This window comes from Microcoleus asticus IPMA8, assembly GCF_013179805.1.
GTDB classification, from domain to species: Bacteria; Cyanobacteriota; Cyanobacteriia; order Cyanobacteriales; family Microcoleaceae; genus Microcoleus; species Microcoleus asticus.
The window spans coordinates 22,279-43,953 of record NZ_SRRZ01000060.1; the positions used below are offsets into that span (position 1 = coordinate 22,279).

Consider the following 21,675-nt stretch of genomic DNA (forward strand, 5'->3'; position numbering starts at 1 on the left):
CCCTACGTTTTCCCGCACAATCCTCAACTAAAAATCAATACTTAAAGGCGCTCTCGGAAATGGAATCACATCCCGAATATTCCCCATTCCCGTCATAAACTGCACCAGCCGTTCAAATCCCAAACCAAACCCAGCGTGAGGCACAGTACCGTAGCGGCGCAAATCCAAATACCACCACAATTCCTCCTTATTCATACCCTGCGCTTCCATGCGCTGCTCCAGCACATCCAGCCTTTCTTCCCGCTGCGAACCGCCGATTATTTCCCCAATATTAGGAGCCAAAACATCCATTGCTCGCACCGTTTTCTCGTCCTCATTTAAACGCATATAAAATGCTTTAATGCCGACCGGATAATCGCTGACAATTGTCGGCTTTTTAAACAAGTCCTCAGCCAAATAACGCTCGTGTTCCGACTGCAAATCCAAGCCCCAACTTACTGGAAAATCAAACTTTTTGTCGGCTTTTTCCAAAAGTGCGATCGCCTCCGTATAAGTAATCCGCTCGAACTGATTATTAATGATATTTTCAGCAGTAGCCAAAACCGTTTTGTCAATGCGCTCGTTAAAAAACTCCATATCTTCCGGGCAATGCTCCAAAACGTATTTAAAAATGTACTTTAAAAACGCCTCAGCCAAATCCATATCTCCCTGCAAATCGCAGAAAGCCATCTCCGGTTCAATCATCCAAAACTCCGCCAAATGGCGCGAAGTATTAGAATTTTCCGCTCTAAAAGTCGGGCCAAAAGTGTAAACATTGCCGAAAGCCATCGCCATAACTTCCGCTTCCAACTGACCGCTAACTGTTAAATACGCACGCTTTCCAAAAAAGTCTTTAGCATAATCAACTTCTTGCGAATCAGTGCGCGGCACGTTCTTTAAATCAAAGTTGGTAACGCCGAACATTTCCCCCGCACCTTCGCAGTCGCTAGCCGCAATAATTGGAGTGTGAACCCACAAAAAACCGCGTTCTTGAAAAAATTGGTGTACCGCCGCCGAACAAGCATTGCGGACTCGAAAGACAGCACCGTGGGTGTTTGTGCGCGGCCGCAAATGGGCGATTGTCCGCAAAAATTCAAAGGAATGCCGCTTTTTTTGCAGCGGATAAGTGTGCGGGTCTGCATCCCCGTAAACTTGTACTTGTGAGGCTTTCAACTCAATTCGCTGTCCTTTTGCGGGAGACGCTACCAGCACTCCCGACACTTCTAAAGATGCACCTGTATTCAGTTGTTTGAGTACATTTTCAAAGTCGGGCAAATCGGAATTTATGACTACTTGCAAGTTAGCCATCGCCGAACCGTCGTTGACTTCGACAAAGGCAAATTCTTTCAATTCGCGCTTAGTGCGAACCCAGCCTTGAACAGTTACAGTTTCGTCGGGTTCACCTGCGCGCAAAATTGCTGCAATTCGTTGATTTGTCATAATATCCACTCCTGTTTATTTAATATTTTGCACCATATTTCTCTCTTTTCTCTTCCTCAGCGCCCTCTGTGGAACAGGCGTCCCGCCTGTGAATTTCTGCGGTTCTTTAAAAAAATCATAAATCTCAACATAATTCAACCTGCGTAGGATTTCAAAATCCAACCGAGCAAAATGCCGAGTCCCCCAAAGCGAACTGCTTGCCAAAAAGGTTGTTTTATGCTTCCCCAAGAAAACAGGCTGCTTTCTAAATTCAACTCGATAGTTTCCAATTCTTGCTCAATTTCCCGCAATTCTTTTTTGAGTTGCGGCAATGGATTTTGGCGTCTAGACTGGCGGATTTCTTCGCGCCGATGGCCGAGTTCGACTTGGCGCTGTCGATCGACCTGAATTTGAGTGTACCGTTCTTTGACTGCCGCGAGCGATCGCTCCACTGCTGCGATCGCTTGAACAAACTCACTTTCATCATCTCCCGGTGTCTCTCGATTTAAATCTGACGGCTGTTGAGGCATTTTGATCTGCAAACCTGACAATAATTTAAAAAAACCAATTGGCTATTAAGTTGTTATTATGTCCAGTATATTATTTGTTAAATTTAGAAACGGCAGCCAAATCGCTATAATTGCCACCTATGCTTGAAACTGCACAAACAACCCAAACTGTCAACCTCAACGAGCTTAGCACGGTAGAACTAGCCCAGGCTCTAGCCGCGCGCCTCGCCATCCACGAAAAAGATTGGCACCGCCTCAAAGCCAACCGTTCCGCGCGAGCCTGCGAGCAAGCGGCGGCCGCTCTGGTCTTTTTGCTCAAAAAACAGCCAGAAGAAGCTCTCCCGCGCTTAAACCAAGCAGCAGGATGGCTGGATCGATCGATATCTGCTCCTCCCTGTCCCACCCACGGCAAATAATTGTGAGTCTTGAGTTTGGACTTGATTAGTAGCTCAAAATTTAGACAATCGCGCCGCTCGATCGAGCAGCGCGATTGTGAGTTCAAAAAATTTATACTTTTTTAACTCAAAACTCACATTTTGCATTACGATCAGCTATCTATACCCAGATCCTCCTAATTTTCATTCCAAGGTTAAGCCCGGGAACGAAAAAATTTCCAGGTCTAGCTGAGGTGAAAACTTCTGCAAAATAGGGGTGCTAGCGCAAGCCCGGCAGACTGTAGCCACCGGTAAGTCCTTTGCACAGCCGTAACTCTGTACCTTGAGAATTCCACTCTACGCGATCGAATATTTGGTAAAGAATAAACAACCCCCTACCACATTCCTGTTCCACATGGGGCAGTGCAGATTCATCTACAACATCCTGTGCTAGGAGACTCTCGCAATCATCGGTATAAAGGTTGCAACTGCAAGGAGCATTAAAGCCAGAACCTTCATCCGATATTACCCACCAATATTGGTTTTGGACGACCGAAAAACGGACTCCAACAGTTTTACCGGGGTCTAACTTGTTTCCATGCTTAGCAGCATTTACCAAAGCTTCTTGAAGCCCCAACCGCAATTCCGCTTGCCAGTAATCTGGCACCTCTGCTAGGAGCAGATCCAAAATAGGACAAAGGTATAGAGTAGAAGCGAAGCTAATCGTAATCCAATTGCGTCCGACCGGACGGGGTGAAATAGCAATCACTCAGAAAACTCCCTAACTTTCAGGTGGATAAAGTTCACACCCTGCATAGTTGGCTCCCTAGTATTCAAAATGCTAATTAATTGAGCGCCGCAGCTCTACTTCTATCTTAGAGTATCAAAGCAGTTAAGAACAGCAACCAACGTCACAAAATATTCAGCGATTCTGAGAAACTTCTGCAGAGAAACATCAGTAATTTTACTTATAACTTCTCCCCGCAGCCAGATTCTCGATCTCGGCTTTTGCCACCTAGCAAAGCTTAGGCTCGCTGCATCCCCCAAGCCGTCAACAGCTCATACCAAACGATCCCCACCTTGAAAAGCTCGGAAATAACTATAAAAAAGTCGATCCCTTCACCATCGCGAATCGGGATCGACCCTCGCGGCCGCTGGGCAAGGGCCGATCGCCAACAACTTGCTAGGCTACCACACAGCAAAATCATCATACCTAGGTGTGTTGCAGCCCGAACCGGATATATTTCCCAAATGCGATCGGGCAAAATATCTCCCATTGTTGCGACCCTCACAAAATCAATATTCGTTACAAAACTTATTCATCCTGAGAGCGGGCGATCGCGAGCTCCCAACTTGCCCAAATTGAATAATTCTTTGCTGGCATAAGCCCGGCGCGTTCGCAAAACTTTATAAATCTGAGCGTCGCGATACAATATTTAAAGTAAATAATTATTTCTTTACATGATGCAAGCAACCCCAGCCATGAATTCCGCCCCCATAGCCGGCACTTACTGGCAGTGGCGCGGGCATTCAGTGTACTACGTTCGATCCAGCGATCGGCATCCAGAACGCCCTCCCCTGCTGTTAATTCACGGTTTTGGAGCCTCCACAGACCACTGGCGCAAAAATATCAGCGGCCTGAGCAAAGACTTTGAAGTGTGGGCGATCGACCTGATCGGATTCGGGCGATCGGCAAAACCCGAATTGCAGTACAGCGGCGACCTCTGGCGCGACCAACTCCACGACTTTATCACCAACATCATCGGCCGGCCCGCCGTACTAGCCGGCAACTCCCTCGGAGGCTACGCCGCCTTGTGTGTAGCCGCCCAGCGCCCCGAATCAGCCGCCGGACTCATATTAATCAACAGCGCCGGCCCCTTCAGCGAACCGCAGCCCGCACCCGAAGCCCCGCCCTTGCAAAAAGCCATATCTGCGGTAGCTAAAACCTTATTTCAGCAAGATTGGGCAAGTTTTCTGCTGTTCCAGTACGTGCGCCAGCGATCGACAATTCGGAAAACCCTAGAAAAAGTTTATCTCGACCAAAGCGCCGTCACAGACCAATTAGTAGAAGAAATTTACCTTCCCTCCTGCGATCCCGGTGCCCCCAAAGTATTCGCTTCCGTATTCCGAACACCCCAAGGCGAAAAAATTGACGTATTGCTGAGTCAATTAAACTGCCGGTTGCTAATGCTGTGGGGAGAAGGCGATCCGTGGATGAATTCCACAGAAAGAAGCGCCAAATTTCGCAACCACTATCCAGAGTTGACAGAACACTTTATCAAAGCCGGTCACTGTCCCCACGACGAAGTACCAGAACAGATCAACGAACTGATTCGGAGATGGATAATTGACGAATAATCGATCGGCACATAAATAATTTTCCCCCAGCTATCTCCTCCGTCGGATAGGGGGAAAATTATCCAATTTGCGGTAAAAATCTATGTATTGTGTTCTCACAAACGCGGTTAATTTCTACTCACATATTCTGAGGAGACCGAAACCATGACCCGCAAAAAGACTCGCCGCAATTTTATATTGAGCAGTATAGCTGTTGCCAGCGGCATTGCAGGCGCTAAGGCGATCGAACAGCAGGATCGGGAAATCGCAGCCGCACCCAATAACCAGGGGGCCGCCACAGTAAAAATGCCAGAACGACTGTTAGGCAACACCGGCGTGAAAGTGCCGATTTTCGGTTTGGGGGGGGCAGGACAAACACCCCTGTCGCAGCCGGGAAGAGAAGCAGAAGCGGTGGCGCAAATTGAACGCGCGATCGAACTAGGCATTCGCTATTTTGACACGGCGGCCGAGTACGGGCCAAGCGAAGAAAACTTAGGCAAAGTTTTGCCAAAATATCGATCGCGCCTATTCCTAGCCACAAAAACTTCCGCCAGAGACAGAGACGGCGCGTGGAAAGACTTAGAGCGATCGCTCAAAAGATTGAAAACCGATCGGCTAGACTTGTGGCAACTCCACCACGTCTCATTCCAAACAGAATTAGACCAAATTTTCAGTACCAAAGGAGCAATAAAGGCGATCGAAGAAGCCAAACAGCAAAAAATAATTCGTTTTTCCGGCATCACCGGACACCACGAACCAGCCATCATTGCCGCAGGCTTGCAGCGCTATCCTTTCGACACAACATTAATTTCCCTCAACGCAGCCGAAAAACATCATCCGCGATCGTTTGTTACCAGCGCTTTACCAGTCGCCCAAGCCAAAAACATCGGTGTCATAGCCATGAAAATACCAGCTTACGGCAAATTATTTCAGAACGGTGTTTTAGATGGAATGCACCAAGCAATGGGCTACACGCTTTCACTTCCCGGCGTGCACTGCTGCGTCATCGCCGCCGACTCAGTAAAGCAATTAGAAGAAAACTTCAAAGTCGCCCAAGCATTCAAACCCCTGAACAAAACAGAAATGGCAGCACTTGAAAAGCGCACCGCCGCCGCTTGGCAAGAAAATACCTTTTTCCGACAGTGGACTTAAGAGATCGACTCCAAAATTCCCTTTTTCATCTGTATTTATTGTAGTGTGTTGATTGTGGCGCGGGCTGAAAGCCTGTGAATCACAGTTTTGTATTATGACTCAAGTCCTCACTACAAACCTATAATGGTTGTGTTACCAAACTTGATATCATCTGCCGTGAAAATACATCTAATCAAAAAACAAGGCGACCAACCATGTCGCCTTGTTTTTTATCATAAAATATGCACTTTGTCAACAGCAAAGAGCTACTCTTTTTTCCGTTTAGCCTTATCTAACCGCCTGCGATCGCGCCACTCAGCCGCGGTCAAATAAGCGACCCCGCCAGTCACCGTCAGCAGCAGTACAAAGGCTACTAAAACGAGAATATTAGCAATCGAAAATTCCACAACCCCTCTTCCTCTGATTTTACATTTTCTACTTTCGATTTTAGATGAAAAATGTTAACAATGAACAGTTGAATGTTGAGGGCTAACTGTTAACTGTTAACACTCCATTTAAACTGCTGGCAACTCTTCCAAAATTGTAAACCTCACATGATTAATTGCCAGACTCCCCACGGAAACATCCTCCTTGTTTAAAGGAAGACCGCCGCTCGTGAGACTTTGAAACCGAATTCCCTTGCCAATCTCTACGTGATACCAAGCCAAACCCATAAAAAATCGCAAAGGATAAGGGCCTCTGTCTTGAATGTCATCAGGATTAGATTCCATGGGCACCCAGCCAAAACCCGGAATGTAAAACTCCAGCCAAACGTGATTGAAATCCGGCTCCAGCGACACCCCTTTTCTGTCAGCAAAAGCCGGGCACTTGTAGCGGCCTATGGTGCGACAAGCAATCCGGTTCAACCTTGCCAAAGCCAACAATACCCCCACGTACTCGCCGCAAGAACCGATGCCGCGGCGCAGTACAAGATCGGGAGTGTCAATGTGAGGCCTAATCCCGTAAGAAAGTTGGTCGTAAACAAAATTGCGGATGCTCAGTAACTGCCTCAAAATATTAGTTTCCGAGCCAATGGCAGCCACAGCAGCCGATCGCACAATCTCTGTATCCATCGCCAAATTGTCATTGTCTACCAAATACTTAGCTGCAAACTCCGGCGACAGCTTCGGAATCTTTTCGACATCCCGAGGCGACAACTGATACTTAATCGATCGAACTTCTAACAAAGCCTTCCAGCCAAAAATTCGGCGTTCCCCAGGGTGCAGCCGATCGAATTTAAACACCGCCACCCGTTCCCCTTCCTGAATTTCCTCAGTAAAAGGCATTCCGATCGGCGTAATTTTCCTGACCTTTTGCCGGTGAGTTTCCGAAGGCAAAGCAATCCGCCACTCCAAATTTTCGATTTCTACCTCATCGAGAGGAGAGAGTTCCTCCACATAAGACATTTCCATCAAAAAACCGTTTGACAGAGCGTAGCGGTCGGCTTCATTGTAGTGAAAATACAAAGGGTGAATAAAAGTGCGATCGCGCTTCGTCAACTGAAAAGGATCTTCCGAATTCGGGTCATCCCGGATGTAAAGTTCATCCCCGGCATAAGCCACGTACAGAACCTCCTCTCCGGTTTCGGAATCCTTGTAAAAAGCCAAACCAGAAGGCGACTCAAAAGGAGTTAAAACGCTAAATTTAATCTCCCCAGTTCCCCGTTCCAAACAGTAAACAGTTTGCTCAGTCTTGTCGCAAACCCAAAGTTCCTCATCCCGGACAGTGATATTTTCTACCCCAATACCGGGAGCGTAAAACCGAGTAATTTCCCGACCGCTTTTCAGGTCAAAAACCAGAATATATCCCAATCTATGGCACGTAACATAAAGCGTAGATTTCCAAACAGCAATCCCGTCAGCAGGATAAGAAAGCGACACAAAATGTTCAGGTTTGAGTTCAGTTATCGCCCCGTCCCGAATTGCGCCCCGACAGCAACAAATATCCTCATCCCGCGCAAACCAGAGAGTATCTTCCGAAATAGCCAGCCCCGTTGCGCCGGCAAACTTAGCCGTTTGATAAGGATTCAAAACAGTAGTGTTGTCACTTTCTCGATCGATCTCCAATAGCAGCCCTTCGGCGCGATCGATAGCGAACAACCTATTTCCTAAAAAAGCAATGCCGTGCAGTGCCAAGACTCCTATGGGTCTTACCATCCGCAGCCCCGAAGGCTGTTTGTCCGAGAGAACAGGTGAATCGAGATTCATGCTAAATTTCTTGCCGGTATTGTACAGAAAACCTGATTTGTAACTTGTAGCCGAGCGCTTGAGGTTCACCAGCAAAATTGCCGAGTTTCCTGATATCCAGGACTGACGCATCAACCGGGTGTTTTTACGAAAAGAGGCGTTGTAGCCTCTTGTCAGAGTTAAAAGAGCCCGAATATTAGTCTTTGTCAAAGTTGGGTTTAACAAGCTCAACCCAACCTGCTGCCGTGAATAAAAGTAAGTATAACTACTAAGCTACCACTGACAAACGCGACCCAGAATTCTATGTTGATCGGAGCGACCCAAATAATCGTATCTGCCTGAAGATATAAATTAAGTACAACAGATTACTATATCCGTCAAAACCTTGGATACAATAAAACCGTGCGATAAAGTTCCTAGGTTCATCAGAAGGCAGGTTCGTCATGGCTTGGAAGTCTGCTCTAAATATCGGTGCTTTTTCCTTAATTCTGTCTTTAGAGGCAGTTGCCGCCGGTAGTTTTTTAATACCAGCAGAGGCTCTCAACAGCCCCGCAAACAGCGTCGAACGCCACTCACAACCGCAGCTACCCCTCAACTGGCAAACAGTTCAACCCCCTGAACCCAGGGGAAGCAGACCGAACATTCAGCCAACGGGAGCCGCGTGGAATAGCTTTCAACCGCCGGAGGGCGGAGTACCCGGAAGGCGGGAAGGGGGAGGAACCCGCGGCTTAGAATGCCCGACCGTCACAACAGCCTTAACTGCCTTGATTCCCCAATCAACTATGGGGCAAACCATATCAGCAAAGCCAACATTTTTCTACTACCTTCCCGTAGCCCTAGACAAAACAGTTGAGTTTGAGTTAGCAGACGAAAGGGACAAAACAGTATACAAAAAAAGTTTTCGCATGGTAACTAGCCGTGCAGGTATCGTTAGCGTCAGCCTCGGCTCCGACGACAACTCGCCAGCCCTGGAAGTTGGCAAAAACTATCAATGGTACTTTACTATCAAATGCAACCCAAAAAATACAACAGATGATGTTCTCGTTTCCGGGTGGATCAACCGCACCGCACTCGCCCCAAACGTGAAAACACAGTTGGATCGATCGCCCGATCGCGCCAAGCTCAGCATCTTCGCCCAACAAAGTCTCTGGTACGAGTACCTGGCAACTCTAGCTCAATTGCGCATCGCGTTTCCCAGCGATGCCAGTTTAGCGATCAAGTGGTCAGCAGTGTTGAACTCAGTCCAACTCGGCAAAATCGCCCAAGAACCCTTAGTCGCAAGTGAGTTAACACCTATCACAAGACAATAATTCGATACCTGTTTCCAAAAAAAATGCAACGGTAGGCAAGCCCCAAACCGTGATAGCTGCCATAAGTCATTGCCAAATCTAAAATCTAAAACCTAAAATAGTATGACTTGTGCAGCAAGTACGAAAAACTCGGTTTCGAGCGCGGTATTTGGCAGCGCCACAGATGATTTTTGCCTGTTCCGGGTTTTTTGGTCTATCGTCCTAAATAAATTAAAATTTTTGTACCGATCGGCAGTTCGGACTTCTGGCATCTTGAAAGCCGGACTGTGGAGATTTTGATGGTCAAATTTCGCCTAATACTAAATGATAAACTGGCATAGTCAAGCAGCCGACAAACTTATTTTAGAGAAATTATTAATTATGCGCCCGAATGCAAATATTGCACTATTTCGGTTGGGAATTTCACTTCTAACTGCGCTCCCGATGGCTTGCTTTTATGCCAATAAAGCTATATCCCAAACAAAGGATATTTCTCAGTTGCCCGTCGCCGCTGACAACTCAGCAGATACGGGCAATCAAGTATTAGCACTGCAAAAACTGGAAATCAAGCAGGATGAAACAGCAACAAACTTAAATCAGCTTCCCGATTCGATCGAGACCAACCCTGAACCAGAAACACAATCGAACCCCGCCGAGAACAGCCAAGATGCCTGTTCCACAATCGATGAAACTGCTTGTGGTGCGGGCATCTTGCCCGAACCAAAAAATCTGGTTGACAGCGATCCCCAATGTCAGAACCAGCTAGATTGCAATCCAGTTTTAGCCCAGAACCCGCAGACGCCACCGGGAAACCTCCCGCCCGATTTAAACCGCGATCGAGTACCCAATCCGCTGTTACCGTCGCCGCCGACTCAGCCAGATCCAAATCGCGATCGCTTTCTGCAACCGGCCCCGCAGCCTTCGCCAGAACCTCCCCAAGTACCGCCAACAGTAGCGCCTAGCCCCCCGTCGCCAGTACCCCCAACCCTGCCGAATACAGCAATTGAGGTGCAGAAAATTCAAGTAGTTGGCAGCACAATTTTAAGCCAAGACGAAATTAATGCCTTAGTCAACCCGTTAGAAGGCCGTTCTACCACCCTAGAACAGCTCAAACAAATCGCCGACAAAATTACCGAAATTTACCTCAATCGTGGCTACATCACTTCGAGAGCAGTCTTGCCGCCCCAAACTATCACCGCAGGGGTAGTCCAAATTCAAGTTATCGAAGGCAAGCTAGCCCGAATTGAGGTAGAAGGAACTAAAAGATTGCATCCGAGTTACATCCGCAGCCGGATTCGACTCGGTGCCGGAATGCCTTTAAGCACAGCTTCATTAGAAGACCAACTCCGGCTGTTGCGGGTCGATCCTTTATTTGACAATGTAGAAGCCAGTCTGCGGGCTGGGGAGAATGAAGGCGAGAGCATTCTGATCGTCCGAGTCTTGGAAGCTAATCCGTTTCAACCTAGTTTCAGCATTGACAATTACTCGCCTCCGAGTGTTGGCTCCGAAAGATTGGGAGTTAGTTTGCGGCACCGCAATATAACGGGAAATGGTGACGAACTGGCAGGGGCTTATTACCGATCGCTCGGCGATTCTGACGTGTTTGATTTCAGCTATCGCGTGCCGCTAAATGCGATGAACGGCACTTTGCAATTGAGGGCGGCGCCGAATCGCAACAGTATCGTACAAGCACCTTATAACAGTTTGGACATTTCGGGAAAATCGCATTTATTTGAAGTTAGTTACCGCCAGCCGCTGCGGAGAACGCCCATCGAAGAATTTGCCTTGTCTGTCGGTTTTACTTATCAGACAGGCAGAACTTTTGTCGCCGGCGAACCGGTTTCTATTGGCATCCGCGAGGAGTCCAATGGTGTCACCACTACGAGCGCAATTAAGCTGGGACAGGACTACATTCGGCGCGACCCGCAGGGTGCTTGGGCGGTTCGATCGCAATTTACGATCGGCACTAGCTTGTTTGATGCTACTCAGTACGAAGGTTCTGATCCCGACGGACAATTTTTTAGTTGGCTGGGTCAAGTGCAGCGAGTACAGCGATTGAACGACAAACATCTATTAATTTTGCAGGCAGACTTGCAGTTGTCAGCTAATAGTTTGTTGCCTTCCCAGCAATTTGTAATTGGCGGCGGGCAATCTTTGCGCGGCTACCGCCAAAATGTCCGTTCTGGCGATAACGGCTTCAGAGTTTCGATCGAAGATCGGATTACTTTGCAGCGCGATGCTTCGGGAAATCCCAAACTTCAATTGGCTCCCTTTTTGGATGCGGGTATGGTATTGAACGTTGCGAACAATCCTAATAAATTAACCAATGAGACATTTTTAGCAGGTGTGGGTTTGGGGATAATCTGGGAACCGATAGAGCGGGTGAACCTGCGCGTAGATTACGCTTTTCCTTTGGTGAGGATTAGCGATCGGGGCGACAATCTGCAAGATAAGGGCATTTACTTCAACATAATTTATACGCCCTAAAATGAGCGATCGCCAGCTCTGCTACGCATATAATAAATTTTCTCTTATGGCCGAGGGGAAATGGGAAAAGTGGGCAAGTGGTAGAGGGAGAGAGAGTGGGGGAGTGAGAGATAAAGAAAATATGGCGTTGCTCAATGGCGCTATGAATCATTGAGGAATGGAGACATCCCAGAATTTGAAAGTTTGACCTCAATTCATCGCACCATTATGCAACGCCTTTTTTCAAACTCTATTACTGCCGACTTATCTTTTTTGATACTACTACGATCGCTATAGAATGTAAAAATGTAAATCTTTCTCGAATGGATATCTTTTACTGCCTCAAAGGAAATGAACCGCTGTTGCTGGACGATCTATAAAATATCTGGATTATCAAGACTGGTAGTATAGCATTGTTTGCTACTAAAGTCAAGGATATTTTGGTTAGTGGCGATCGCCAATATTTGTTCGATGTGGGTGCGGGCGAAGCTTTATTTGGTGCAGCGCTGGGGGAAGAATGGGGACTTTTGGCGGTGGCGATCGAACCCACAGAAATACAGCACTTCCCGATGTTATGAGGTACAGTAGCAGCAATTAGTAAACCAGTTTTTAAGAGGTTTGGGATTAATTAAGTCAAGAGCCACAGCAATTATGGTGTCAACCATTTTAGTGGTGGTTGGTGAAAACTGTCGCAATAAAGATTTGAGTTGCGACCACCATAATTCAATTGGATTAAAATCAGGAGAGTAGGGAGACAAACACAAGATAAAAGCACCCACCGCTTCAATCTACGGGCTTAATTGAATCTACTTTATGCGCTGGTAAGTTATCCATCACTACTACTGCTCCCGACCATAATTGTGGCACTAAACATTGAGCGATAAACACCTCAAATGCTTGGCCCCGCCATCGAGTTTTCTATGGTCATTAATGCCACTACTCGCTGTCAACTAATTGCACCAATTACTGTGACTTTCTTGCCTCGATAAAAAGGTTTGACTGCATAGGCTCTCGTTCCTCGTTGGAAGCATGAGTTCTGGTTAAACAAGCGTAATACTCCAGTCTCATCTAAAAAGACGCTCATTTTTTGGGTCGATATGCTTGACTTTTTCCCAATACTCTAACCTTAATTTCATGACTCTTTCAGTGCCGGCTTGGCTACCGATCACTGTTTTTTTTTACGATTTAATCCCAACTTTTGTAAGGCGTTACACATCGCTGTTCTACCACCCAATTTCCCGGATTCTGGGCAAATAACTCACACAATTCTAGTAAGGTTGCATCGGGATGTGCTGCCACTATTTCTCTCAACTCTGCTGTGGAATTATTCAAATGACTGTATCTCGGTTTCCCACTCTCGTTTCGGCTGTAAATTCCCCTCTATTTTTTGTTGCTTGACCAGTTTCTGAACTCAGCTTTTACTGACGGAAAATATCGCTGCTGTTTTTCTGATCGACAGCTTCTGATCTTGATGGGCTGCTACTATTTTTGGAAAGCAAATCAACTGAATATGCTTTCATTGGTGTATTTTTTTTATCTATTCTTATTGTACCTCATAACACCCGGAAGTGCTGTATACCAAATTAACACAGCAGATTTGGTTGTGCAGGTAACAGTATTAACACAGCAGATTTGGTTGTGCAGGTAACAATTGGTGAATAAAATGCAATTGGGTTAGTGAATGGTTGGGTAAACCGTTTAAAGAAGACATTCAGCCAGGAATACACAGCGGTGTTCGCTTCGCAGGAATTATCCTTCATAAATTCCGGGAGTGCTGCTTCACTGCCAAACATTTTAGCCTGTTTACATACCGATTTATTCAATTATTTGAACGGGCAGGAGTTGCAGAAAACAGAGGGAACTTTTGGGCAACTTCAAGAAAGAGAAAAACTCAATCTAATGAGAGTCAATTCTGCCCTTTCTAAGTTAGCTGGTGTGGTAAAACCGCAGCAAGAAACGGTATCTTTCCAGCAAGGAATTACTTTGTTAATTGCGGCGGGTGCAGTGGGAAAAGCGATGGGAATAACGATTAGTCCTCCGACGCAGTTGGATGAACTAAAATCTCTAAAAGATTCGGTGGAGGCTATAGCGCGTTCCTCCCAATTTCGGATTCGGATGGTGGTGTTGGAGGATGGCTGGTGGCGAAGAGAATACGGCCCGACTTTAGCTTACACCATTGCAGGGCATCCGGTGGCTTTGTTAGTTGTTGGTAACGGTTACGTGTTGTTCGATGGAGTAACTCAAACTCGGACGAAGGTGAATGAGACGGTGGCGGCGACTTTGGCACCGGAAGCTTAGCAGTTTTACCGACCGTTACCTAGTGTTATTAATAATCTTTTGTCCTTGTTACAGTTTGGCTTCAAGGGGTATGAAAAAGACATCGCCAGCATTATGGTGGTGGGAATTATTGGTACCCTGCTGGGGATGGTGGTGCCGCAGGCGACGGGAATTTTAGTGGATAGTGCGATTCCAGATGGCGATCGCAATTTATTATGGCAATTAGCGCTGGCATTGTTGGCGCTGGGTTTGGGAAGGTCAGCGTTTGGGATGTCTCAAGGGATTATGCGCTGCGAGTGGAGAACAGCGTTGATAGTTCGTTGCAAATGGCGATATGGAATAAACTCCTGGGATTGAGTCCGGCTTTTTTTCGGGAATATGCTTCCGGCGATTTGCTCAACTGCACCTTGTCGGTGAACCGAATTCGTAAGATACTGTCGGGGGGAACGCTACGCAATTTGATGAGTGGAGTGTTCGGTTTGCTGAATTTGGTGCTGATGTTTGTTTGCAGTTGGCAACTCGCTTTTGTCGGGGTGGGGATAGCTTTGCTGACAACCGCAGTCACGTCTGTGGTTGAATGGGCTTAAATCATTTTTTCCTTAATTTGCTATCAGGGGTAAATCCAACTCACATACGAACCATCATCTAATTGTATTTCGTTTAAGAATTTAACGTTGCATGGAATTCGCCTCAAATACTCACAACCTTTACTGACTCTAGCTTCTAGCATCGCATAAGAATGTAAGCTTCTATCGCACATCAATAGCATTCCCGGCGTTACTGAGATCCATAACTTTAACGCACTTACTCTTTATCCCATTTTATATGGACAAATTCAGGGATCAAATATTAAATGTGTTCCTGCCTCTAATAGAATAACTAATCTAGATGTAAGGAAACGCTGCTCTTGTACCTGGACGACTGCTCGGACGACCAAAAACCCGGGAGTTTTCATCACCCAGAGGGGATATCTAAGCAGGTTCCGTCTATCACTACGACTCTGAGTTCGTTGATAAAAGCTCCTAGTATTTCAACTGTCGCCATTGGTCGCACTTGCAGAATGAAACAACTGTCTCATCACGCCTCCTCCTAATCTTTGTCTGGCTTGAGTAATTGCCGAAATACACATGGAAATAGCCAATATTTACCAATTTTTATTCATCCTTCATTAATACCATCAATCAAATTTTTTAGTACATCCCGCATTGAATTTTTCGACCACAGACTCATGGCAATTACCAGAGACACTACCAGTTGTGCTGGCGCAGACGCGATGACGTTTCTCTTCAACCTTCGTGTTAGTAATCGCCTGGAAAGATTGCAGTGACCCGAATCGCCATTTCTATTGCTTTGAATATCTCCGTACTTGGGATTTTGGGAAATACTAATGAGAATTTTTTGAGATGCACGCTAACTTGCTATCCCTTTGTGGATACAATACCTAGTTTACAACGGTTTGAGCATTAACTGAACCGTATTGAATTATCACCTCCCCGGGAGTAGAAAAACACCGCGCTAACGATCGACATAGAAGTGAAATTGTAAATTCTGTACCGCAACCTAAAGTCGATCTCACTTCTAGCACACCGCCGTGTTTCTCAACCACAATCTGCCGTGCGATCGCCAAACCGAATCCCGTGCCTTTACCCAAACCTTTAGTTGTAAATAAACGATCGCATATCTTTTGTTTTACCTCTCAACGGGCGTAGCAGTAAGATGCTTCTTTAGGCTCTAATATAGCTGATGGGAATCTCGATCGCTAACTCTGTACCATCTCCAACTCTAGAATTACAGGTTAATTTACCGCCATGTTTTTTGACAATACCATAGCTAACAGATAAACCCAAACCTGTACCGCTACCCACTGGTTTAGTTGTAAAAAATGGATCGAATATTCGGGATTGAATATTCGCCGGGATACCGGCACCATTATCAGTGATTTTAATTCTAACCCTGTCTTTTTCAATGAATTGAGTCTGAATCCTGATTGCAGGGTTTTTCTCTGTTTTATTAATTGATTGAATAGCATCAATAGCGTTACTGATAATACTCAGAAATACTTGATTTATCTCACTAGCATAACAAATTACATTGGGCAAATTTCCATACTCTTTAATAACTTGTATTTCTGATTTGCCATCGCTCAGTCTTAAGCGAGTTTGTAAAATTAGCAAAGTGCTTTCAATTCCGGTATGTAAATCTACTGCTTTCATGTCCGCTTCATCTAAGCGGGAAAAGTTACGCAAACTCAGGATAATTTGGCTAATGCGATCGCTCCCTACTTTCATAGATTCCAGAATTTTAATTAAATCTTCCCAGATAAATTCTAAATCCATTTCTTCTATTTTCGCTTGAATTACTTTACTGGGTTCAGGATACTCTTGTTGATAAATATTAAGTAAAATAAGCAAATCTTTGACATAATCCTCTATATGTGCAACATTACTACGAATAAATGTTACTGGATTGTTGATTTCGTGAGCAATTCCAGCTACCAGTTGACCCAGAGATGACATTTTTTCGCTCTGAATTAATTGTGCTTGGGTTTGTTGTAAGTTTTTAAATGCTTGCTCTAAATCAAAAGCTTTTTGGCTTAAATCTTCCATTTTTTGCGCTACTTCTGCTTCTAAGCTTTGGGAATAGTTTTCTATTTGTTTATATAAACGAGCATTATCAATAGAGATCGCCGCTTGAGCTGCGAGTATCTGGATAATTTCTACTCGATCATTAGTAAATGCTCCGAATGTTAAGTTATTTTCTAAGTACACAATACCGACGACTTTTCCTTGCCGAATAATTGGAGTACATAAAACTGATTTAGGTTGATGAGCGATAATATAGCGATCGCCTGCAAATTGGTCGGCTGTACTTAAGTTGTCAAAAACAGCCGTCGCTTGAGTTCGTGCCACCGCATAAATCAAACTCTGAGGAATTTCCTGATATTGTTCCAGAGGAATTTCTAATATTTTTGTCTGCTTTTGTGTGGCTTGAGCGACGACTAACCATTGTCGGTCTTGGCGCAGCACTAAACAACCGATTTGTGCTCCCCCATTCGCAAGCGTAATCTGCATCAAATTGGCTAACAGTTTCTCTAATTCTATTTCTTGTGAAATGGCTTGTGCTGCCATCATTACTGCTGGAAAATCCCACCATAAATTCTCGCTACTACTGACGCTAGTTAGGCTTCCCATCCAGGTCGGGTTGATGGTTGTCCCAGATGTGATGACAAAGTTAGCAGGTTGGAGAATAGCTTTCAGTAGTTGTGGATAGTGTTGTTCTAAATAAGCTACTTTAGCCTTTGCATCCCAACGGGAATAACAGTAATAAGCCTCAATCATGTAAGATTGTGCAACTTTTTCTTTCCCCCAATCTAAGTAGAATTTTGCAGCTAGTTCGTTGGCTAAACCTTCTTCTTGGATATAACCATTTTCTTTTGCTTCTGAAATGGCGCGATCGTACCAATCTCCAGCTTCATAATTCTTGCCTAAAACCCGGCATTTTTCTGCTTCTACTAAGTCAACTTTATGTTGGTGATTCATCGGGGCCTGGTTTGCCCATTCAGCCAGAGTGGTTTGATGGGTTTCTGCCAAAGCGAGAGTGTTCGCTTGCTCAATTTCTGACTGCGTAGAGCAGAGTGCTAAGTAGGTTAACCCGGCATAGAAATGGAAAACCGGAGTATGAATCATTGCTGCCGCTACCCTCAAATAGAGGCTTGCTTGGGAAATGTAGTCTAGGGCGTTGGTGTAGTTGCCAAAGAGATAGGCAAGCATTAGTTTATAGTTATAGGCAAGAGCGAGTGCAGTAAGCTCACTATTCTGATTATGTTCAGGAAACATCACGGTTTCATCATAAGCCTGACCGATTAACAAATCCGGTTGATTGACAATTTCCCTCAAGTTCCGCACCGTCTGTTGTGTCATCTTTACGTAAAACATAGGAGAATATTGCTTCACAGTGGTTAAGACAACACAGTAATTTTCTATTTCTGCGTGCCAATCATCAAGCTCTACTCCCGAAAAAAAATTATTATATAAATAACTACTGACGCAGTATCCAGCATTGAGAAAATCACCTGTTTCCATTCCGACTAAATAGCCTTCTTTCGCCGTTGGGATTGCTGCCCTCAGTGGTTCTTGACGATGCTGAATAAAACAGCCAAACCAAAGTAAAGTGATACATTTAAATTCTGGCCAATTCAACTGATTGAGTAAGCTCAGTGCTACTCGCCCAAAGCTATAACCTTTTTCTACTTCTCCGAAAAAACCAGACAGCACAATGCCATAACCCACATACCCGATTGTTGATGCTGGTGCATTGCCAAATTGAAGTGATATACTGACCATTGTGGCACAAAGCAGAGGCTGTAAGGCAGGATTTCCCATAAAAATAGCCGGAAACAAGATGCCTAACAATTGCATCGCCGCGATTGTCCGAGGATCGCTCATCACGGGAAGGTTAACCAGTTCCTCAATCTGTTTGCCCTCCAGTTGGTTGGCAAGGTTCTGTAATGCAATGCGTGTCAAGGCTTCGTCAGTTTCATAGGGGAGTTCAATCCCCAATTGTGCTAGGGCATTGGTGCCGATCGCGATCGCTTCTAACATCTGACTCTGAGTTGTCAGTGCGTTGATTTGAATCTCAAATATTTTGACTTTATCTAGTATTGTTTTGGCCGATCGCAAAACCTGCGCTGCCATTTCTTCCATTCCATTAAAATCGGCATTTAAGTAGGCCGTTTCAGCCGCAGCCACATAAAGATTCAGGGTTAATTCATACTGAGTTTGCCAACAGTTTTCTGTGAGTAACTCCAGCCCTATTTTCACAAAACTTCTGGCGCCTGCATAAGCTGTAGAATTCCTGGCTTTCTGTCCGGCTGCTAAGTTCAATCTGGCTAACGCTTCCCGTTCCTCTGCTTGAGCCATGAACTCAATTCCTAAATTCAAATGCCCGACAATATCAAACAGCTTTTCCTCTTTTTCTATTTCTGATAAGTTTTGTTGTAGTAGTTGCCCAATATGGTAATGGGTCTGCTGTTTTTCCTCGTCAGGAATCAATGAATAAGCCGCTTGTTGGACGCGATCGTGTAAAAATCGATAAGTCGGATTAGCGGAATCATTGAAAACTTCCTCACTATCAGATTGGGTATAGAACTTATAGATTTTGGTAGTAGGAATTACCAAACCTTCCTGCAAGGCTTTCCATAAAGCTGTTGCACTACTGTCTGGTGATTTCTCACTGACAATTGCTAAGGTATTCAAATCAAACTGCGCCCCAATACAAGCCGCTAGTGTGAGACTCTCCTGAGTTTCTCTGGGCAATTTCTGTAATTGCAATGCCATGAATTCAACGACATCATCAGTAATTGCTAAGGCCTTCACTTGGGCAATATCGCATTGCCAATATTGAATCTCGCAATCAAAGCTAATTAACTTGTCATCATGTAATGCTTTGAGAAACTGGGTTGCAAAAAAAGGATTACCTTGAGTTTTTTGATAGACCAATTTTGTTAAAGGCTGGGCTAGAGATGATTCACAATTCAGTGTATCTGCCACTAACTGATTCATATCAGGTTCCCTTAACGGCGGTAAAGTAATTGTATTCACCGTTGCCCCTGTTTTGACAATTTCATCCACTGTTAAAATGAATGGATGTACGGGGGAGACTTCACGATCTCGATACGCACCTAATATTAATAGATACCCCACATCTTGCATCAATAAGTTAAGCAAGTTCAGTGATGCCGAGTCGGCCCATTGCAAGTCATCTAAAAACATGACTAACGGATGTTCTTTACTGGTAAAGACTTGCACAAATTTTTGAAACAGGAGATTAAAGCGATTTTGGGCGGCTGTTCCTGATAATTCAAGGGTGGGTGGCTGTTTACCGATAATATTTTCTAACTCAGGAATTACGTCAATTAAGACTTGTCCGTTGTCTGCTACTGCGGTCAATATCTGGCTTTTCCATGTTTCTAATTGCCTATCTGATTCTGCTAGCAATTGCCCCATTAAATCGCGGAATGCTTGCACAAATGCCGAAAAGGGAATGTTGCGCTGAAATTGGTCATATTTCCCTTTAATAAAATAACCCCGTTGCCGCACAATAGGTTTATGAACTTCGTTGACCACTGCGGTTTTTCCAATCCCTGAAGAACCCGCAACGAGCATCATTTCTGTGGCACCTTCGCTGACTCTTGCAAAGGCTTGTATGAGCGTTTCTACTTCGGTTTCTCGTCCGTAGAGTTTGTCGGGGATGAGGAAGCGATCGCATACATCCCGCGTTCCTAACTCAAAAGTTTCAATGTTTCCAGTTTCTTGGCACTGCTGCAAACACCTTTCTAAGTCATGTTTCAATCCCAAGGCACTTTGATAGCGCTTTTCGGCATTTTTTGCCATCAGCTTCATCACCATATCCGAAACCACCTGCGGAATTTCTTTGCTATTTATTGAAGGAGGTTGTTTGGCAATATGGCAGTGAATCAACTCCATCGGGTCGTCACATTCAAATGGCAGTTTTCCTGTCAGCAGTTCGTAAAAGGTGGCCCCCAGAGAATAAAAGTCGGTGCGGTAGTCGATGCCTCGGTTCATTCTTCCGGTTTGTTCGGGAGAAATATAGGCTAGGGTTCCTTCTAAAACGTTGGGATTGTGAATTTCTTGAGTTTCTCTCGGCAGTAGGGAGGCGATGCTAAAGTCAATCAGTTTGACTTGTTTAGTTTCTGGATGTATTAGGACGTTCGCTGGCTTAATATCTTTGTGGATGACTCGATGCCTATACAGTCCGTCAAGGATGTCAGTTATTTGAATGGCGATCGCCAATATTTCTGCTAAAGACCGCGTAGGTGCTTCACCGAGCCGTTTTCGGCATAGATCTTGGGCGTATTGCCGTAGAGAAATGCCACCAAAATCCTCCATCACTAGGGTATAGCTGTTGCGGTAGGATTCCAGACTGTAAGGTTCAACGACTCCCGGCAGACGTAGATTTTTGGCGATGGTATACTGGTTGCGGAATTGCAGCAGTTCGCTGAAACTGGGATAGTCTCTATTTAATAATTTAATGACAACTGGAAGCCGATCGATTTCTCGAATGGCTCGATAAACCAGGGTTTTAGAACCACTGTACAGTTGCTCGATTAGACGGTATCCGGCAATCGATCTGGTTAAATCTATACCTGCATTCATTTTGGCTCTCCTAATCTCAAATATTGACTGCTAACAATTAATGTGCGCCTCTATTTGTAAGGGTTAAAGGCGGCGATCGCATAATTAACTTCATCCGTTTGTAGGCAATGAGATCGTAAACTCCGTCCCTTCTCCTAATACAGAATTTACATCGATTGTACCGCCGTGTTTCTCAACAACAATCTGCCGTGCGATCGCCAAACCCAATCCCGTTCCTTTCCCCACACCTTTAGTTGTAAATAAGTGGTCAAAAATATGACCTTTGATCTCATCTGATATCCCTGGCCCGTTGTCAGCAATGCGAATCGTCACCCACTCAGAAGACTGTCTTTCTGTGCGAATCGTAATGCAATGGGCTAGGGTTCTAATCTTCTCTAAACTCGCTTCCCGATTTGATTCTTCCAGTGCATCAATGGCATTGGCAAAGATATTCATAAACACTTGATTTAATTGTCCGGGGAAGCAATCAACTGGTGGCAGGTTCCCGTACTCTTTGACTATTTCAATAGCGGGACGCTGTTCGTTCGCTTTCA

The 21,675-nt window shown here is 45.2% G+C and carries 19 protein-coding genes and 1 pseudogene; 9 read left to right on the plus strand and 11 right to left on the minus strand.

All coding sequences use genetic code 11. The features are described 5' to 3' along the window. Window positions 1-27: 27 nt before the first annotated feature. Both asnS and E5S67_RS16875 read right to left on the minus strand, forming a co-directional pair. Entirely contained in the window at window positions 28-1,419 is a 1,392-nt protein-coding gene (gene asnS / locus E5S67_RS16870) for an asparagine--tRNA ligase (protein ID WP_172189195.1), read from the minus strand. Between the two features lie 134 nt (window positions 1,420-1,553). Further along, window positions 1,554-1,928: a sll0565 family protein gene (locus E5S67_RS16875; protein WP_172189197.1), complete on the minus strand. Its 375-nt coding sequence runs from the start codon at window positions 1,926-1,928 to the stop codon at window positions 1,554-1,556. Between the two features lie 119 nt (window positions 1,929-2,047). Here E5S67_RS16875 and E5S67_RS16880 point away from each other — a divergent pair, with 119 nt between their 5' ends. Further along, complete coding sequence (locus E5S67_RS16880; protein ID WP_172189200.1) at window positions 2,048-2,323, plus strand: DUF6439 family protein; 276 nt, start codon at window positions 2,048-2,050, stop codon at window positions 2,321-2,323. Window positions 2,324-2,561: 238 nt separating this feature from the next. Here the strand turns inward: E5S67_RS16880 and E5S67_RS16885 are convergent, their stop codons facing one another. After that, entirely contained in the window at window positions 2,562-3,050 is a 489-nt protein-coding gene (locus E5S67_RS16885; RefSeq protein WP_172189202.1) for an ATP-binding protein, read from the minus strand. A gap of 256 nt (window positions 3,051-3,306) precedes the next feature. Continuing rightward, a complete protein-coding gene (locus E5S67_RS16890; protein ID WP_216670517.1) occupies window positions 3,307-3,558 on the minus strand; it encodes a hypothetical protein in 252 nt (83 codons plus the stop codon). Between the two features lie 187 nt (window positions 3,559-3,745). On the opposite strand from E5S67_RS16890, the gene E5S67_RS16895 reads away from it, so the two are divergent. Both E5S67_RS16895 and E5S67_RS16900 read left to right on the plus strand, forming a co-directional pair. Then, the gene (locus E5S67_RS16895) at window positions 3,746-4,639 is read left to right on the plus strand and encodes an alpha/beta fold hydrolase (RefSeq protein WP_172189232.1); all 894 of its coding nucleotides are present in this window, start codon (window positions 3,746-3,748) and stop codon (window positions 4,637-4,639) included. A gap of 144 nt (window positions 4,640-4,783) precedes the next feature. Next, window positions 4,784-5,770, plus strand: coding sequence for an aldo/keto reductase (locus E5S67_RS16900; RefSeq protein WP_172189206.1), 987 nt, complete (start codon window positions 4,784-4,786; stop codon window positions 5,768-5,770). Window positions 5,771-6,015: 245 nt separating this feature from the next. On the opposite strand, the gene E5S67_RS16905 is transcribed toward E5S67_RS16900, so the two are convergent. Together E5S67_RS16905 and E5S67_RS16910 are read right to left on the minus strand one after the other, a co-directional pair. Further along, window positions 6,016-6,156: a hypothetical protein gene (locus E5S67_RS16905; RefSeq protein ID WP_172189208.1), complete on the minus strand. Its 141-nt coding sequence runs from the start codon at window positions 6,154-6,156 to the stop codon at window positions 6,016-6,018. A gap of 108 nt (window positions 6,157-6,264) precedes the next feature. Beyond that, window positions 6,265-7,956, minus strand: coding sequence for a transglutaminase-like domain-containing protein (locus E5S67_RS16910; protein WP_172189234.1), 1,692 nt, complete (start codon window positions 7,954-7,956; stop codon window positions 6,265-6,267). A 422-nt stretch (window positions 7,957-8,378) separates the two neighbouring features. On the opposite strand from E5S67_RS16910, the gene E5S67_RS16915 reads away from it, so the two are divergent. The 4 genes from E5S67_RS16915 (at window position 8,379) to E5S67_RS16925 (ending at window position 12,268) form a co-directional block, all read left to right on the plus strand. Then, complete coding sequence (locus tag E5S67_RS16915) at window positions 8,379-9,245, plus strand: DUF928 domain-containing protein (RefSeq protein WP_172189210.1); 867 nt, start codon at window positions 8,379-8,381, stop codon at window positions 9,243-9,245. Between the two features lie 102 nt (window positions 9,246-9,347). Beyond that, window positions 9,348-9,524, plus strand: a complete 177-nt coding sequence (locus tag E5S67_RS32495) for a hypothetical protein (RefSeq protein WP_216670518.1) — start codon at window positions 9,348-9,350, stop codon at window positions 9,522-9,524. A gap of 24 nt (window positions 9,525-9,548) precedes the next feature. Further along, window positions 9,549-11,711, plus strand: coding sequence for a ShlB/FhaC/HecB family hemolysin secretion/activation protein (locus E5S67_RS16920; protein WP_172189212.1), 2,163 nt, complete (start codon window positions 9,549-9,551; stop codon window positions 11,709-11,711). A 392-nt stretch (window positions 11,712-12,103) separates the two neighbouring features. Continuing rightward, window positions 12,104-12,268 (plus strand): hypothetical protein, encoded by a 165-nt coding sequence (locus E5S67_RS16925; RefSeq protein ID WP_172189214.1) that lies wholly within the window; start codon window positions 12,104-12,106, stop codon window positions 12,266-12,268. 607 nt (window positions 12,269-12,875) lie between these two features. Here E5S67_RS16925 and E5S67_RS16935 read toward each other — a convergent pair. Beyond that, window positions 12,876-13,022 carry a hypothetical protein gene (locus E5S67_RS16935; protein WP_172189218.1) on the minus strand — a complete coding sequence of 49 codons (147 nt, stop codon included), beginning with the start codon at window positions 13,020-13,022 and terminating at the stop codon, window positions 12,876-12,878. A 399-nt stretch (window positions 13,023-13,421) separates the two neighbouring features. Here E5S67_RS16935 and E5S67_RS16940 point away from each other — a divergent pair, with 399 nt between their 5' ends. Together E5S67_RS16940 and E5S67_RS16945 are read left to right on the plus strand one after the other, a co-directional pair. Beyond that, window positions 13,422-13,988, plus strand: a complete 567-nt coding sequence (locus E5S67_RS16940) for a hypothetical protein (RefSeq protein WP_216670519.1) — start codon at window positions 13,422-13,424, stop codon at window positions 13,986-13,988. Between the two features lie 194 nt (window positions 13,989-14,182). Further along, window positions 14,183-14,554, plus strand: a complete 372-nt coding sequence (locus E5S67_RS16945) for an ABC transporter transmembrane domain-containing protein (protein ID WP_172189222.1) — start codon at window positions 14,183-14,185, stop codon at window positions 14,552-14,554. A 4-nt stretch (window positions 14,555-14,558) separates the two neighbouring features. Here the strand turns inward: E5S67_RS16945 and E5S67_RS16950 are convergent. The 4 genes and pseudogenes from E5S67_RS16950 to E5S67_RS16965 form a co-directional block, all read right to left on the minus strand. Further along, window positions 14,559-15,257: pseudogene (locus E5S67_RS16950) on the minus strand (transposase domain-containing protein); the annotation flags it as partial. A 151-nt stretch (window positions 15,258-15,408) separates the two neighbouring features. Then, window positions 15,409-15,648: an ATP-binding protein gene (locus E5S67_RS16955; protein ID WP_172189236.1), complete on the minus strand. Its 240-nt coding sequence runs from the start codon at window positions 15,646-15,648 to the stop codon at window positions 15,409-15,411. 43 nt (window positions 15,649-15,691) lie between these two features. Then, the gene (locus E5S67_RS16960) at window positions 15,692-21,142 is read right to left on the minus strand and encodes a trifunctional serine/threonine-protein kinase/ATP-binding protein/sensor histidine kinase (protein ID WP_172189224.1); all 5,451 of its coding nucleotides are present in this window, start codon (window positions 21,140-21,142) and stop codon (window positions 15,692-15,694) included. Between the two features lie 90 nt (window positions 21,143-21,232). Continuing rightward, a partial coding sequence (locus E5S67_RS16965) for a sensor histidine kinase (protein ID WP_172189226.1) occupies window positions 21,233-21,675 on the minus strand: 443 nt, incomplete at its 5' end.

Excerpts from the sequence above, each read along its gene's own strand:
- E5S67_RS32495 (WP_216670518.1), top strand. The coding sequence starts at position 9,348 with ATGACTTGTGCAGCAAGTACGAAAAACTCGGTTTCGAGCGCGGTATTT.
- E5S67_RS16895 (WP_172189232.1), top strand. The coding sequence starts at position 3,746 with ATGCAAGCAACCCCAGCCATGAATTCCGCCCCCATAGCCGGCACTTAC.
- E5S67_RS16910 (WP_172189234.1), bottom strand. The coding sequence starts at position 7,956 with ATGAATCTCGATTCACCTGTTCTCTCGGACAAACAGCCTTCGGGGCTG.
- E5S67_RS16900 (WP_172189206.1), top strand. The coding sequence starts at position 4,784 with ATGACCCGCAAAAAGACTCGCCGCAATTTTATATTGAGCAGTATAGCT.
- E5S67_RS16890 (WP_216670517.1), bottom strand. The coding sequence starts at position 3,558 with ATGGGAGATATTTTGCCCGATCGCATTTGGGAAATATATCCGGTTCGG.
- E5S67_RS16880 (WP_172189200.1), top strand. The coding sequence starts at position 2,048 with ATGCTTGAAACTGCACAAACAACCCAAACTGTCAACCTCAACGAGCTT.
- E5S67_RS16915 (WP_172189210.1), top strand. The coding sequence starts at position 8,379 with ATGGCTTGGAAGTCTGCTCTAAATATCGGTGCTTTTTCCTTAATTCTG.
- E5S67_RS16875 (WP_172189197.1), bottom strand. The coding sequence starts at position 1,928 with ATGCCTCAACAGCCGTCAGATTTAAATCGAGAGACACCGGGAGATGAT.
- asnS (WP_172189195.1), bottom strand. The coding sequence starts at position 1,419 with ATGACAAATCAACGAATTGCAGCAATTTTGCGCGCAGGTGAACCCGAC.
- E5S67_RS16945 (WP_172189222.1), top strand. The coding sequence starts at position 14,183 with ATGGCAATTAGCGCTGGCATTGTTGGCGCTGGGTTTGGGAAGGTCAGC.
- E5S67_RS16920 (WP_172189212.1), top strand. The coding sequence starts at position 9,549 with ATGATAAACTGGCATAGTCAAGCAGCCGACAAACTTATTTTAGAGAAA.
- E5S67_RS16960 (WP_172189224.1), bottom strand. The coding sequence starts at position 21,142 with ATGAATGCAGGTATAGATTTAACCAGATCGATTGCCGGATACCGTCTA.